The 13,210-nt window shown below is 75.3% G+C and carries 15 protein-coding genes and 1 pseudogene; 8 read left to right on the top strand and 8 right to left on the bottom strand.

Annotated features, from left to right (window positions below; all coding sequences use genetic code 11):
- Positions 1-37: 37 nt before the first annotated feature.
- Positions 38-385, bottom strand: coding sequence for a hypothetical protein (locus CFP66_RS12910; protein ID WP_143517241.1), 348 nt, complete (start codon positions 383-385; stop codon positions 38-40).
- A gap of 36 nt (positions 386-421) precedes the next feature.
- Between CFP66_RS12910 and CFP66_RS12905 the strand changes: the two genes are divergently transcribed.
- From CFP66_RS12905 to CFP66_RS12890, 4 genes are all read left to right on the top strand, one after another.
- Positions 422-1,387 carry a class I SAM-dependent methyltransferase gene (locus CFP66_RS12905; protein WP_094923384.1) on the top strand — a complete coding sequence of 322 codons (966 nt, stop codon included), beginning with the start codon at positions 422-424 and terminating at the stop codon, positions 1,385-1,387.
- Between the two features lie 55 nt (positions 1,388-1,442).
- Positions 1,443-2,588, top strand: a complete 1,146-nt coding sequence (macS, locus tag CFP66_RS47880; protein WP_094923382.1) for a MacS family sensor histidine kinase — start codon at positions 1,443-1,445, stop codon at positions 2,586-2,588.
- Positions 2,589-2,605: 17 nt separating this feature from the next.
- Complete coding sequence (locus CFP66_RS12895) at positions 2,606-3,241, top strand: response regulator transcription factor (RefSeq protein WP_094923874.1); 636 nt, start codon at positions 2,606-2,608, stop codon at positions 3,239-3,241.
- A gap of 95 nt (positions 3,242-3,336) precedes the next feature.
- On the top strand, positions 3,337-3,993 hold the full coding sequence (locus tag CFP66_RS12890) for a response regulator transcription factor (protein WP_094923381.1): 657 nt from the start codon (positions 3,337-3,339) through the stop codon (positions 3,991-3,993).
- A gap of 43 nt (positions 3,994-4,036) precedes the next feature.
- On the opposite strand, the gene CFP66_RS12885 is transcribed toward CFP66_RS12890, so the two are convergent.
- From CFP66_RS12885 to CFP66_RS47875, 3 genes are all read right to left on the bottom strand, one after another.
- A complete protein-coding gene (locus CFP66_RS12885; RefSeq protein ID WP_094923379.1) occupies positions 4,037-4,969 on the bottom strand; it encodes a nucleoside hydrolase in 933 nt (310 codons plus the stop codon).
- A complete protein-coding gene (locus CFP66_RS12880; protein WP_094923378.1) occupies positions 4,966-5,802 on the bottom strand; it encodes a ribokinase in 837 nt (278 codons plus the stop codon). Before CFP66_RS12880 ends, CFP66_RS12885 begins: the two co-directional genes overlap by 4 nt.
- 100 nt (positions 5,803-5,902) lie before the next feature.
- Positions 5,903-6,043 (bottom strand): hypothetical protein, encoded by a 141-nt coding sequence (locus CFP66_RS47875; protein ID WP_158228082.1) that lies wholly within the window; start codon positions 6,041-6,043, stop codon positions 5,903-5,905.
- Between the two features lie 92 nt (positions 6,044-6,135).
- Here CFP66_RS47875 and CFP66_RS12875 point away from each other — a divergent pair, with 92 nt between their 5' ends.
- Positions 6,136-6,870 carry an acyltransferase gene (locus CFP66_RS12875; RefSeq protein ID WP_094923376.1) on the top strand — a complete coding sequence of 245 codons (735 nt, stop codon included), beginning with the start codon at positions 6,136-6,138 and terminating at the stop codon, positions 6,868-6,870.
- A 97-nt stretch (positions 6,871-6,967) separates the two neighbouring features.
- Complete coding sequence (locus CFP66_RS47870) at positions 6,968-7,126, top strand: hypothetical protein (RefSeq protein WP_158228081.1); 159 nt, start codon at positions 6,968-6,970, stop codon at positions 7,124-7,126.
- A 6-nt stretch (positions 7,127-7,132) separates the two neighbouring features.
- Here the strand turns inward: CFP66_RS47870 and CFP66_RS12870 are convergent, their stop codons facing one another.
- The 4 genes from CFP66_RS12870 to CFP66_RS12855 form a co-directional block, all read right to left on the bottom strand.
- A complete protein-coding gene (locus CFP66_RS12870) occupies positions 7,133-8,386 on the bottom strand; it encodes a glycosyltransferase family 4 protein (protein WP_094923374.1) in 1,254 nt (417 codons plus the stop codon).
- Positions 8,387-8,587: 201 nt separating this feature from the next.
- Complete coding sequence (locus CFP66_RS12865; RefSeq protein ID WP_094923372.1) at positions 8,588-10,075, bottom strand: 1,4-alpha-glucan branching protein domain-containing protein; 1,488 nt, start codon at positions 10,073-10,075, stop codon at positions 8,588-8,590.
- Positions 10,072-10,812, bottom strand: coding sequence for a bifunctional 2-polyprenyl-6-hydroxyphenol methylase/3-demethylubiquinol 3-O-methyltransferase UbiG (locus CFP66_RS12860; protein ID WP_198961434.1), 741 nt, complete (start codon positions 10,810-10,812; stop codon positions 10,072-10,074). Before CFP66_RS12860 ends, CFP66_RS12865 begins: the two co-directional genes overlap by 4 nt.
- A 110-nt stretch (positions 10,813-10,922) precedes the next feature.
- Positions 10,923-11,837, bottom strand: a complete 915-nt coding sequence (locus tag CFP66_RS12855; protein ID WP_094923369.1) for an NmrA/HSCARG family protein — start codon at positions 11,835-11,837, stop codon at positions 10,923-10,925.
- A 98-nt stretch (positions 11,838-11,935) separates the two neighbouring features.
- Here CFP66_RS12855 and CFP66_RS50280 point away from each other — a divergent pair.
- Together CFP66_RS50280 and CFP66_RS12845 are read left to right on the top strand one after the other, a co-directional pair.
- Positions 11,936-12,472 (top strand): annotated as a pseudogene (locus CFP66_RS50280) (TetR/AcrR family transcriptional regulator); the annotation flags it as partial.
- Positions 12,473-12,550: 78 nt separating this feature from the next.
- On the top strand, positions 12,551-13,204 hold the full coding sequence (locus CFP66_RS12845) for a class I SAM-dependent methyltransferase (protein ID WP_094923872.1): 654 nt from the start codon (positions 12,551-12,553) through the stop codon (positions 13,202-13,204).
- The last annotated feature ends 6 nt before the right edge of the window (positions 13,205-13,210 follow it).

The raw sequence follows: 13,210 nt of genomic DNA, 5'->3' as shown, positions 1-13,210 counted from the left end.
CGTGGGTCGCGCATCAGCCATCCGCGGCCGAGTCGGATCAGGCGGCGAGCAGCGGCGGCACGACCGCGACGACCCGGACCACTGCGAGCACGAGCAGCACCGCGCAGGCGGCGAGAGCCAGTGCGATCAACGTGCGGACGGCGGCCCCGGCCTGCCGCCAGAGGCCGGCCACGAGCGCCACCGGAACCACGAGGGCGAAGCCGCCCAGCAGCAGGACGAGCAGGGTGAGCAGGCCACCGCCACCGATGGCGCCGCTGCCCAGGACCAGCACCGCCGAGATCGCGAGGCAGAACACCACGACGCCGGCATGGGCCGCGGTCGGTTGCGTCGGGGTGCGGTCGGAGGCCCATGCTCCGGGTGGAGGGGTCACGCGTGGCTCGCTCATCATCGGCGATCGTAGCTGCGGATAGGGTCCCTACCCATGAGTACGGCGGACCCGGCCCCGAACCCGCACGCCACGGCCGAGCAGGTGGCCGCGGCGCGGCACGACCGGAAGCTCGCCAACGTGCTCTACCACGACTGGGAGGCCGGCACCTACGACGAGAAGTGGTCGATCTCCTACGACGAGCGCTGCACCACCTACGCCGCCGACCGGTTCCGGCTCGCGGCGGGCGAGCAGGGGTGGCCGTACGGGCGTGCGCTCGAGCTGGGCAGCGGCACCGGGTTCTTCCTGCTCAACCTCATGCAGGCGGGGGTGGCGTCGAGCGGCTCGGTCACCGACCTCTCGCCGGGCATGGTGCAGGCCGCCCTGCGCAACGCCGAGCACCTCGGCCTGGACGTCGACGGGCGGGTGGCCGACGCCGAGCGCATCCCCTACGACGACGACACGTTCGACCTGGTCGTCGGGCACGCGGTGCTGCACCACATCCCGGACGTCGAGCTGGCGCTGCGCGAGGTGCTGCGGGTGCTGCGGCCCGGCGGGCGGTTCGTGTTCGCGGGAGAGCCCACCAAGACCGGCGACTGGTACGCCCGCCGGCTCGGCGCGCTCACCTGGAAGGCGGTCACGACCGTCACCAGGCTGCCACCCCTGCAGGGCTGGCGGCGCCCGCAGGAGGAGCTCGACGAGTCGTCCCGTGCGGCGGCGCTGGAGGCCGTCGTCGACATCCACGTCTTCGACCCCGCCGAGCTGGAGGCCACGGCCCGCCGCGCCGGTGCCGGGGACGTCCGCGTCGCCACCGAGGAGTTCAGCGCCGCGATGCTCGGCTGGCCGGTCCGGACGTTCGAGGCCGCCGTGCCCCCCGGGAAGCTCGGGCTCGGCTGGGCGATGTTCGCCTACCGGTCCTGGCAGCGGCTGTCCTGGCTGGACGCCACCGTGCTGGCCCGGGTGGTGCCGCGCGGCTGGTTCTACAACGCGCTCGTGACCGGCACCAAAGCGTCCTCCCAGTAGTCCTCCCGGTAGTCCTGCGGATGGGGGCGGCCGTCCCGACCGGGACACTGGCCCCGTGACCCTGCCAGGCGCCGACGTCGAGCACCCGCTCGAACCCCTGTGGCGGGGAATGCTCGTCTACCGGGCGCTCACGCTGGTCAGCTCCGCGATCGGTGTGCTGCTCGCCCTCGACGCGTACGCCTCGCGCGCGGGTGCCGTCGGCGTGCTCGTCGTGATGGCCGCCTGGACGGGCGGCTCCGGCTACGTCTACCTGCGGCGCCCGGCGGCAGCGGTCGAGCGGCGCGGGCGGCTGGCCGTCCTCGACGTCGTGGTGACGGTCGCGGTCATGGCCAGCACGCCGCTGGTGCAGACCTCCGCGCAGCTCGCTGCCGACGCGCCCGTGATGGGCTCGATCTGGACGTCCGGGGCCGTGCTGGCCTGCGCGATCGCCTTCGGCGTCCCCGGCGGGATCGTGGGCGCGGCGGCGGTGTCGGCCGCGCTCGTGGGGTTCCAGGCGGAGCTCGCGGCGGAGCTGCCCGACATCCAGCTCCTCACGCTCGCGGGGCTGACGATCGGCTTCGCGTCCACGGTGCTGCGCCGCTCCGCAGAACGGGTACGTCGCGCGGTCGCGTTCGAGGCCGCGATGTCCGAGCGGGAGCGGCTGGCGCGCGCGGTGCACGACGGTGTGCTGCAGGTGCTCGGCTACGTGCGGCGGCGTGGCGCGGAGCTGGGCGGGCCCGCGGGGGAGCTGGGGACGCTCGCGGGGGAGCAGGAGGTCGCGCTGCGCACCCTGCTCACCACGGGATCGGCGCCCGTCGACGATCGCGGCCGCCGCGACCTCGCCGCCGCGCTGCGCGTGCTCGCCTCGGCGCGCGTGACGGTGTCGACGCCCGCGCACCCGCTCGAGCTGCCGGCGCACACCGTCGACGAGCTGGTGGCCGTCGTCGGGGCCGCGCTGGCGAACGTCGCGGTGCACGTCGGCGCGGACGCACGCGCCTGGGTGCTGCTCGAGGACGTCGGCGGCCGGGTGGAGATCAGCGTGCGGGACGAGGGACCGGGCATCGCGGCGGGCAGGCTCGAGGCCGCCGAGGCGGAGGGGCGTCTCGGGGTGGCTCGGTCGATGCGCGGCCGGGTGCAGGACCTGGGTGGCACGATCACCTGCGACACCGGGCCGGACCGCGGCACCGAGTGGATCATCGAGCTGGTGGAGGACCGGGCGTGACGGAACCGATCACGGTGATGGTCGTCGACGACCACCCGATCTGGCGCGAGGGCGTGGCCCGCGACCTCACCGAACGCGGGCTGGACGTGGTCGCCACCGCGCCGGACGCCGATGCAGCGGTGCGGATCGCGAAGGCCGTCCGGCCGCAGGTGGTGCTCATGGACCTGAACCTCGGGGAGACCTCGGGGGTGCAGGCGATCGAGGGCGTGCTCGACGCGCTGCCCGGGACCCGAATCCTCGTGCTGTCCGCGAGCGGCGAGCACGCCGACGTCCTGGAGGCGGTCAAGGCCGGCGCCGCCGGCTACCTCGTGAAGTCCGCGAGCGCGGAGGAGCTGCTCGCCGCGGTGCAGCGCACGGCGGACGGCTTCCCGGTGTTCACGCCGGGCCTCGCCGGGCTCGTGCTGGGCGAGTACCGCCGGCTCGCGGGGGAGGAGCCGCGCTCCGGTCCGGCCGTCCCCGCGCTGACCGACCGCGAGACCGACGTGCTGCGCCTGGTGGCGAAGGGGCTCACGGCGCGCCAGATCGGGGAGCGGCTCGGGGTGTCGCACCGCACCGTCGAGACGCACGTCCAGAGCACCCTGCGCAAGCTCCAGCTGCACAACCGCGTCCAGCTCGCCCGTTACGCGATCGAGCAGGGCATCGCCGACGAGTAACACCGACGGTGACCGCCTCGGCCGTACGGGTGATGACCGCGCAACCGCGACAATCCGGAGCTCCTCTTTGGAAGGATCCGGAGCATGATCACGCGGTGGGTGGCTCCGGCCGGATGAACGTGCGGGGCGTACCGGTCACGGCAGTGCTGATCACGGCGTCGCAGGCCGCCCCGCACGTGGCGGCGGTGCTGGTCCGCGGGGGTGTCGAGCTGCTGGCCACCGTCGCCCCGGGCGAGGCGGAGGAGTTCGTGGCCCGGCGCGGCCCGCACGTCGCCGTGGTCGAGCTGGACGGGGGTGCGGCGCCGCTCGAGGCCGTCGCCGCCCTCTCCGCCGCCGCGCCGCACGTCCCGGTGGTCACGCTGTCGGGCCGGCCCGACCACGCGGTCGCCCTCGCCGCGGTGCGCGCCGGCGCCACCAGCCACCTCGCGGGCCCGGTCGCCCCCATCGACCTGGGCGACGCCGTGCGCCGCACCTCCGCGGGGGAGGTGGTGTTCAGCCCCGGCCTCGCCGACGTGCTCCTCGAGGAGTTCGGCCGCCCCGCCGGGGGCCGGGAGGAGTCCCGCCCGCTCACCGAGCGCGAGGCCGACGTCGTGCGGCTCGTGGTCGAGGGCTTCACCGCCCGCCAGATCGCCTCCCGCCTGGTCCTGTCGCCGCGCACGGTGGAGAACCACGTGCAGAACGTCCTGCGCAAGCTGCACCTGCACAGCCGAGCGGCGCTGGTCCGCTACGCGATAGAACACGGCATCGCCTGAACCGCACTCCCGCCCTCCCGCCCTCCAAGGTGCGGGTCGGGAGTCAGTTCAGGCGGCTCAGGCGTTCCAGGATCTCGGTCAGTACCGCGTCTGTGTCGGCCTCCAGGGCCACTTGCACGCTCGGACCCGGACCCAGGGGCATCGCGACCGTTGCCCCGCGGGCCGGGCCCAAGTCGCAGGCCACCTCGATCGGCATCGCCGTAGTGCGCAGCGTGCCCGGCAGCACGGCCTCCAGCACCGCGACGGCGTCGTGTACGGCCACCGCGTCCATGCCGTAGCGGGCGCGGTAGGCGGCCCGGTAGTGCGCGATCACCTGCGCGAGCTCGCCGCAGCGGGGGCCGGCGCCGGCGAGCGAGTCGAGCCAGGCGGGGCCTGCGGGGCAACGCAGCGTGAGGTCCAGCGGCACCATCGTGACCGGCACGTCGGCCTGCGTGAGCACCCGGTGCGCGGCCTCCGGGTCGCAGTGTGCGTTGAACTCGGCCGCCCCACTCGTATTGCCGGCCCCGAGGGAGCCGCCCATCCAGACGATCCGGGTGATGCGCGACGTCAGCTCCGGGTGCACCGCGAGCAGGAGCGCCACGTTCGTCAGCGGGCCGATCGGTACCAACGTCACCGGCTCCGCGGACGCCCGCAACACCGCGGCCATCGTCTCGACCGCGCCACGGGCCTCGGGTTCCGCGGCGGGGGCGGGGAGGGCGGAGGCCCGCCCGCCGAGGCCGTCGCCGCCGTGCCACTGCTGCGCGCGTTCGCGCTGCGGGTGCACCAGCGGCCGCGCGGCGCCGGCGGCGACCGGGACGTCGGCGCGGTCGCACAGCGCGAGGATCCGGCCCGCGTTCGCGGTGGTCGACTCCAACGCGACGTTCCCGAACACCGTGGTGATCGCCCGGACCTCGACCTCCGGCGAGGCCAGCGCCAGCATGATCGCCACGGCGTCGTCGACGCCCGGGTCGGTGTCGATCACGATCGGCGTGCTCACAGGACCGCCTCCAGCTCGGCGGCGGTGGGCAGCGACGGCTGCGCGCCCGCACGCGTCACGGCCAGCGCGCCGGCCGCGCAGGCCCGGTGCAGGGCGTCGGCGTCCGAGGCGCCGTCGAGCAGAGCGACCGCGAGCGCCGCGGTGAACGTGTCGCCCGCTGCGGTGCCGTCCACGACGCGCACGGGCGGGGGCGCGGCCCGGGCCACCTCACGCCCGCCGCGACGCAGCACGGCGCCGGCCGCGCCGTGGGTGACGGCCACCGCGCCCGCAGCGTCGAGCCCGTCGATCGCGGCGTACTCGCCCGCGTTGACCACCACCAGATCGACGCGCGCCAGCAGCCCCGGGTCGAGCGCGCGCGCCGGCGCCGCGTTGAGCACGACCATGCCGGTGGCGTGCCGGGCGGCGTCGGCCACGGCGGCGTCGGGGATCTCCAGGACGGTGAGCACGGCGTCGGCGCCGCGGACGTCCTCGGCCGACACCGTGAGCCCTGCGTTGGCGCCGCCGACCACCACGATGGTGGTCTCTCCCGCGTCGTCCACGGTGATCAGGGCGTGGCCGGTGGGCTCGTGGGAGTCGTAGTCCAGACGGTTGAGCCGCACGCCCTCGAGGGCCAGCAGGGCGAGGGCCTCGTCCGCCTCGGGGTCCCCGCCGACCGCGGCGACCAGCGTGACGTCCGCGCCGAGCCGGCGGGCGGCGAGCGCCTGGTTGGCGCCCTTGCCGCCGGGGACGCGGCGCAGGCCGACCGCGGCGATCGTCTCGCCGGGAGCGGGCAGGCGAGGCACCCGGGCCACCAGGTCGAGGTTGACGCTGCCGACCACTGCGATTCGAGACACCCAGCGGACTCTAGAGTCCGATCGCCTCGGAGTCTGATTGCCTGCGCTTCGCTGCGGCGGGCTCGCCGGCCCTTGTGACGCAGCCTCGTTCCTCCGCCGCTCACTCCGAGCGCGTGGGCTCGCTGTCGTCGTCGGGGCTGGGCGCGTCGGTGCCGGCGGGGTCGTCGGTGTCGTCGGGCGCGGGGTCGGCGGCGCGGTAGACGCGCTCGTCGCCGGGAGCGGCCTCGGTGGGGTGCTCCACCCGCCGGGAGACGACTCGGTCGTCCTGATCGCTGCTGATGGCAGGTCCTACCCGTGCGTCGAGGTCCGGGAAACGGTCATAGGGTCGGGCCCATGACGAGCACGGGGCTGCGCGGTCGCCGCCGCGATCCGCGGCAGGCCCGCTTCGTCACGCTCGCGTCGCTGCGCTGGATCGTGCGCCACCGCGCCGTCACCCCCTGGTACCTCGTGCGGTACTGGCGGCTGTTGCGGCTGCGGCTCGCCCACCCGAACGTCGTCCTGCGGGGGATGGTGTTCCTGGGCAAGGACGTGGAGGTCGAGGTCCCTCGCGGGTACGGGCGGCTGGAGATCGGGCGCTGGGTGCACATCGGCGACGGCACCGCGATCCGCTGCCACGAGGGGTCGATGCGGATCGGCGACAAGGTCGTCTTCGGTCGCAACAACACCCTCAACTGCTATCTCGACGTCGAGATCGGCGCCGCCACGCTCGTCGCGGACTGGGTGTACGTCACCGACTTCGACCACCGCACCGAGGACGTGCACGCGCCGATCAAGGACCAGGGCATCGTGAAGTCGCCGGTGCGGATCGGGCCGGACTGCTGGCTCGGGGTCAAGGTTTCGGTGCTGCGGGGCTCCCGGATCGGCCGGGGAACCGTCCTCGGGGCGCACGCGTTGGTCCGTGGTGACGTACCGGAGTACGCGATCGCAGTAGGAGCACCCGCTCGAGTGGTGCGCGACCGCAAGGCTGATCACGAAGCGTCCGCGGCAGAGCGGGCTGCGCTCGTGGACATCACCCGGAAGACGGATGCGGCCGTCGCAATGAGGTTAACGCAGACTGAATCGTTGTGACCTCGCACAACCCTTCGGGGGTGCGGAAACAATGCGGGAAGCCCGTCCGTTGGACATGGTGGACAGACACCCCGTTCCGAGAGGATGCGTTCCCACCATGAAGGACGCCACCGTCCGTCGTCTCCAGGCCCTCGAGGAGGAGTACGCCTTCGAGGTCAACGCGGCGGTCGGCGAGGACCGCAGCGACCTGGTCGCCGCGCTCGTCGACGAGTACCCGGACGCCGCACTGGAGGTCCTGCGCGGCGACGCCGCCTGAGCCCTCTCACCGCCCGAACACGTTCCCGGTCGGGATCTTCGGTCGTGCCAGCTCGACCGGCCCGCCGCGGGTCGCCCCGGCGTACACGGTGACCGTGTCGGCCGCGATCCGCGCCCACTCGAACGCGCTCCCCAATCGCTTCCGCGCGGCCCGCGCCCGGCGCGCCGCAGCGGCCGGATCGGCCAGCACGGCGCCCACGGCCTCCGCAAGGGCGGCCACGTCGCCCGGCGCGAACGACAGCCCCGTCTCCCCGTCCAGCACCACCTCGCCGAGCCCGCCCGCCGTCGAGGCCACCAGCGGTGCACCCGCCGCGGCCGCCTCCAGCGCCACGATCCCGAAGGGCTCGTAGCGGCTCGGCAGCACCACGGCGTCGGCGGCCCGCAGCACGGCGGCGAGATCGGCGTCGGGCAGCCGACCGGTGAAGGTGACGCTGCGCCGCACCCGGTGCGTCCGGGCCGCGGCCACCAGCTGCTCGGCCGCCGTGCCGGTACCGGCCACGAGGAGCCGGGTGCCGGGGTGCGCCCGGCGGATGCGCGGCAGGGCCCCGATCAGGTCCTGCACGCCCTTCTCGTACTCGAGCCGGCCGAAGTACAGCAGCACCGGGCCGTCGGCGGGGGCGTAGCGCTCCCGCACCTCCCGCACCCGCGCCGCGCCCGCCCGCCAGCGGCGCGGCGCGATGCCGTTGTGCCGCACGACGATCCGCGCGGGGTCGAGGTCGTAGAGCTCGGCCACCTCCGCGCGCATCGCGGCGGAGCAGGTGATCAGGGCGTCGGCGCGGTGGGCCAACCACCACTCGGCGGAGTGCACCTGCCGCGACAGCGGCGACGAGAGCCAGCCCGCGTAGCGGCCCGCCTCGGTGGCGTGGATCGTCACGACCAGCGGGACGGCCAGCACGTCGGCGAGCGCGATCGCGGGATGCGCCACGAGCCAGTCGTGCGCGTGCACCACGTCCGGCCGCCAGGAGCCCAGCCGGGTGAGGCCCGCGCGCAGCATCCCGTGGCCCATCGCGAGCGTCCAGGCCACCATGTCCCGCTCGAACTCCAGGTGGGGCGGGTCCTCGGCCACGCGCAGCACGCGCACCCCGTCGTGCACCTCGTCGGTGGTGGGGTGGGTGTCGGCGTCGCTGCCGGCGGGCTGGCGGCACAGCACCACGACCTCGTGACCGGCCGCGGCCAGCTCGACGGCCAGCGCGTGCACGTGCCGGCCCAGACCGCCGACGATGACGGGCGGGTACTCCCACGAGACCATCAGCACGCGCACGGGAGGAACCTACCGGCCGGTAGAACTCGCACCGTGCCTGCCCGCGACACACCCGCACCCAGACCCCGACTCGCGGGTTCGGGGCCCACAACACCCGCGAGTCGCGCTCTAGCTCCCGCGAGTCGCGCCCTGCCTCCCGCGAGTCGCGCTCCAGCTCCCGCGAGTCGCGGTCTGGGGGTGTGCGTGTCGCGGCGCGGCGAGTCAGCGCGCGAGCAGGCGGGCGTCGAGGTGGCCGAAGACGGCGTCGTCGCCGCCCCAGCCCGCCACGCGGTGGGCGGCCGCACGGCGCCGCCCCGCCGCCAGCAGCCCCGCCAGCTCCTCGACGCGGGCTGCGTGGCCGAACGCGCGTTCGCGCGCGTAGCCCGCTGCCGAGTCCTTGGTGACCATGAACGCCCAGTCGCTCGACAGCGCGAGCAGCGCCTCGGTGGCGAGCGCGTCGCGCAGCGGGTCGCGCGCGGGACCCGGCGTCGCCACGGCGAGCAGGCACTGCTGCACCCGCTCGTGCAGCGCCACCAGGTCGGCCACCGGCGCTCCCGTCCAGACGCGCCAGTCCTTGCCCGAACCCCACGAGGACGGGGGCAGCGCCACCGGCTCGCCCACGAGCCCGGCGTCGGCGGCGCCGCGCAGCGTGGTCACGCGCACGCCCGCCTCCGGCAGCGCCCGCAGCACCGCCTCCAGCCAGGCGGGACCCTCGTGCCACCAGTGCCCGAACAGCTCGGTGTCGAAGGCGGCGACCGTGAGCGCGGGTCGTCCCGACCGCTCGCGCAGCGCGGCGAGCCGGTCGCGGACGACGGCCACGAAGTCGGCGGCGTCACGGGCGACGGCCGCGGCCGCGCGTGCCGGGTCGTAGGGCCGCTTGTCCTGCGGGGCCACCCGCCGCCCGGTGACGCGGGCCGGTTTCAGCCCCGACGGGTGGTCGTAGGTGTGGAAGTCGCGGTAGTCGCGCCCGCCCGGGTAGCCCGCGCGCGGCGACCAGACCCGGTAGGTCACGTCCAGGTCCCGACCGAAGGCCAGCACGTCCGAGTCGCCCACCGGCCTGGCGAGCGCGGTGTCGCCCCGCAGCGCGGGCCCGTCCACGAGGAACCGGTGCACGCCCGCCGCGGCGTACCCCTGCTCCATCCCGGGCGCGTAGGCGCACTCGGGGGCCCAGATCCCGGCCGGCCGGGTGCCGACCCGGATCGCGGCGTCGGTGAGTCCCACGTCCAGCGCGAAGGCGCGGACCCCGGGCGTCACCAGCGGCCCGAACGGGTGCGTCGCGGGCCCGCCGAGCAGCTCCAGCGCTCCGCCGTCGGCGAGCCGGCGCAGTACCGGGGAGGCGCCGTGGCGCCAGTGGCGTTCGAACAGCCCGAGCGCCGCGGCGGCCGTGCGGTGCTCGTACGCCGCGAGCGCGGGTAGCCGGGGCGCCGCCTCGTGGGCGCGCAGCTGCCACCCGCCGAGCCAGCCGTGCATCCCGCGCAGGCAGTGGGGGTCGTCGAGCTGGGCGGCGAGCACCGGCGTGACGCCGAGGGTGAGCAGGTCCCGCCGCCCGTCCTGCGCCAGCCGCGCCACGACGTCCAGGACGGGCAGGTAGGCGTGCGCCCAGGACTGGTAGAGCCACTCCTCGCCGACGGGCCACCGCCCGTGGTGCGCGAGCCAGGGCAGGTGGCTGTGCAGGACGAGGCAGAAGGTGCCGACCGGCTCGCGGGTCACGGTGCTGACGGCCTCGTCGCCACGGCCAGCAGGTCCAGGCTCGCGTCCAGCTCGGCCGCCTGCAGCGTGAAGTCCTCCACCACCACCGACGCCACGTCGGCCTGCAGCTGTTCGGGCCACGCACCGCCGCCGAGCGCGACGGTGACCTGGGCGTCCACCAGCGAGCCGCCGTGCCGGACGTCCAGCTCGCGCAGGCGGGGGCCGTGGTGCAGGCCGTGGACCTCGACGTCGGTGAACCCGGCGTCGTGCACCAGCCCGGCCAGCTCGGCGCCGGACAGCTCGCGGGTGTGGAACGGGTTGAGCGGGGTGTCGCGGCCGGGGGAGAACGTGAGCCGGTTGGGCGTCGAGACCAGCAGCACCCCTCCCGGACGCAGCACGCGCAGGCACTCGCGCAGGAACCGTTCCTGCGCCCACAGGTGCTCGATCACCTGCAGCGACACGACCGCGTCGCAGCTGCGCGCACGCACGGGGAGGGCGACGAGGTTGGCCCGCGCGACCGCGACGCGGGGGTAACGGCGGGCGACGTGGTCCGCGGTGAGCGGGTCGTAGTCGAGGGCGAGCACGGTCGTTGCGACGTCGGCAAGCAGGTCGGCGCCGTACCCCTCGCCGCAGCCCGCCTCGAGCACCCGGGCGCCGCCGCAGCGGCTGCGCACCGCCGCGTACACGGCCTCGTGGCGGCGGAACCAGTAATTCTCGATCTCGACGCCGGGCACGGTGCGCTCGCCGGTGAGGGGCAGGTGCGCCGGTTCGCCGGGGTCGCGGGGCGAGCCGGAGGACCGGGCCGGCGGATGACGTCTCACGCGGGGCACGGTGTCAGACGGGTGCGCGGCCGGCCTCCCCGGACCGGTCAGGCCCGCATGTGCTCCCGCGCCCACGCGTCGAAGCCGGTGAGCGGGATGCCGAGGTCCGTCGCGTACTGCGGGCGGCCCGGCTGGCCGGCCACGTTCAGCCACTCGTGCGAGGCGCCCATCGGCGGCATCCCGGCGGCGAGGGCCTCCTCCTCGGTCATGTCGGGTGCGGACACCGGCCTGCCCAGGGCGCGGGTGAGGACCTCGGCGATCTCGGTCATCGACAGGTGCTCGCTCGCCAGCTCCAGCTCCACCCCGTCGAAACGTTCCGGCTCGGCGATGGCCGCGGCGGCCGCGGCGCCGATGTCGTCCACCGCGACGAGGGACAGCCGGGTGTCGGGCTTCAGCACGCTCACGAGGCCGCCCTCGACACCGCGGGGGAAGAGGAACGCCATGGAGGGCAGGAAGTTGTCCATGAAGAAGCCCGGCTTCAGCAGCGTCCAGCGGGGGAATCGGGCCGCGCGGACTGCGTCCTGGACCGCGGCCTTGGCGTTGAGGGAGGGCTCCACGGACCATCGGCCCTCGGCCCACCCGGGAGCAGCGGTGTGTTGGCCCGCGCCCGTGACGGACGTGTGCACGAACTGCGGCACCCCGGCGGCTCTCGCGCCCTCGACGAGGTTGACGCCCTGGGCGATCTCCCCGTCGAAGTCGAAGCCCTCCGCCGTGATGCCGGGCATCTGGACGGAGAAGACGGCGCGAGCGCCCTGCGCGGCACGGGTCACCGAGGCGCGGTCGTGCAGGTCGCCCGTCACCAGTTCGGCGCCGAGGGCCTCCACAGCCTTCGCCCGGTCGGTGGCCGGGTCGCGGACCAGGGCGCGGACGGGGACGCCCGCCGCGAGCAGGGCGCGGGCGGTGGCGCCGCCCTGCCTGCCGGTGGCACCGGTGACGAGGACGGGCGTGCGATCGGTGGTCATCGGGGTGCTCCTGGTGCTCGACGGCGAAACGGCGGGGCCCGCCGTTTCTGTGCCGCTACGATATGGCGGGCCCCGCCACTTAGCAAGGAGAGGACGCCGTGGTCGATCACCGGCGCGCCGATGCCCGGCGCAACTACGCGCGCATCCTCGCCGTGGCCGAGCAGGAGGTCGCGGCCCACGGGGGCGGTGCCTCCCTCGAGCAGATCGCCCGCACCGCGGGGGTCGGCTCGGCGACGGTGCGCCGGCACTTCCCCACGCGGCACGCGCTGCTGGAGGCCGTCTCGCGGGAGCGGGTCGAGGCACTGCGCCTGCGCGCCCGCGACCTCGTCGGGCAGGGCGAAAGCCGTGCCGCGCTCCTGGAATGGCTGGACGAGGTCGTCGCCTACTGCGTCACCGCGCGAGGGCTGGCGGCCGCCCTGGCGTACCCCGCCGACGACCCCCTGCACGGCGACAGCTGCGCGGCCACCCTGGAGCAGGCGGCCGAGCCCCTGCTGCGCCGCGCCGCGCAGGACGGCCGGGTGGCGGCGGGCGTCACCGTCGCGGATCTGATCACGCTGATCGTCGGCATCGTCCTGGCCACGGAGCACCACGCCGATCCCGCCGGGGAGACGCACCGGCTGTTCCGGTTGGCGGTGGAGGGGCTCAGCCCGGATCGCTTGCCGGATCGGCAAGAAAACCGGCCCGAAGGACGGCGACGGTCGCAGAGTGGCGGCATGGACCACGACGTGACGGACCCGGCGCCCGCGAGCGGCGAGCAGTTCTGGGACGAGTTCTACGCCGCCGAGGAGCGGATCTGGAGCGGGAACGCCAACCCGCTGCTGGTGCAGGAGGCCGAGGCCCTCCCGCCGGGCACGGCCCTCGACCTGGGCTGCGGTGAAGGTGGCGACGCGATCTGGCTGGCCCGCAACGGCTGGCGGGTCACGGCCGTCGACATCGCCGCGAACGCCCTGCGCCGCGGCGCGGACCACGCGCGCGACGCCGGTGTCGGCGACGCCGTGCACTGGGAGCGCCACGACCTGTCGCGGTCGTTCCCGGACGGGGAGTTCGACCTGGTCTCGGCGCAGTTCCTGCACTCACCGGTGGCGCAGGCGGGGGAGCGGGAGACGATCCTGCACCGCGCCGCCGCCGCGGTGGCAGCCGGCGGGATCCTGCTGGTGGCAGGCCACGCCGGGTGGCCGTCGTGGGTGTCGGAGCCCCCGCACGACGTCCACTTCCCGACCACGGGCGAGGTGCTCGCCGCGCTCGACCTCGAGCCGGGCCGGTGGCGCGTCGAGCGGGAGGAGTTGATCGAGCGGGACGTGACCGACCCCGAGGGCCGGCCAGGGCGCCGCGCGGACAACATCCTTCGCCTGCGGCGCGCCGCCTGAGGACCT

The sequence above is a fragment of the Pseudonocardia sp. MH-G8 genome (genome assembly GCF_002262885.1).
GTDB lineage: Bacteria > Actinomycetota > Actinomycetes > Mycobacteriales > Pseudonocardiaceae > Pseudonocardia.
The sequence above is the reverse complement of the archived record's forward strand: the minus strand, read 5'-3'. Positions and strand labels throughout refer to the sequence as shown.

What these genes read in the sequence shown, in the direction of transcription:
- CFP66_RS12910 (WP_143517241.1), bottom strand. Translation starts at nt 385, where the DNA reads ATGAGCGAGCCACGCGTGACCCCTCCACCCGGAGCATGGGCCTCCGAC.
- CFP66_RS12905 (WP_094923384.1), top strand. Translation starts at nt 422, where the DNA reads ATGAGTACGGCGGACCCGGCCCCGAACCCGCACGCCACGGCCGAGCAG.
- CFP66_RS12895 (WP_094923874.1), top strand. Translation starts at nt 2,606, where the DNA reads ATGGTCGTCGACGACCACCCGATCTGGCGCGAGGGCGTGGCCCGCGAC.
- CFP66_RS12875 (WP_094923376.1), top strand. Translation starts at nt 6,136, where the DNA reads ATGACGAGCACGGGGCTGCGCGGTCGCCGCCGCGATCCGCGGCAGGCC.
- CFP66_RS47870 (WP_158228081.1), top strand. Translation starts at nt 6,968, where the DNA reads ATGAAGGACGCCACCGTCCGTCGTCTCCAGGCCCTCGAGGAGGAGTAC.
- CFP66_RS12855 (WP_094923369.1), bottom strand. Translation starts at nt 11,837, where the DNA reads ATGACCACCGATCGCACGCCCGTCCTCGTCACCGGTGCCACCGGCAGG.
- CFP66_RS12845 (WP_094923872.1), top strand. Translation starts at nt 12,551, where the DNA reads ATGGACCACGACGTGACGGACCCGGCGCCCGCGAGCGGCGAGCAGTTC.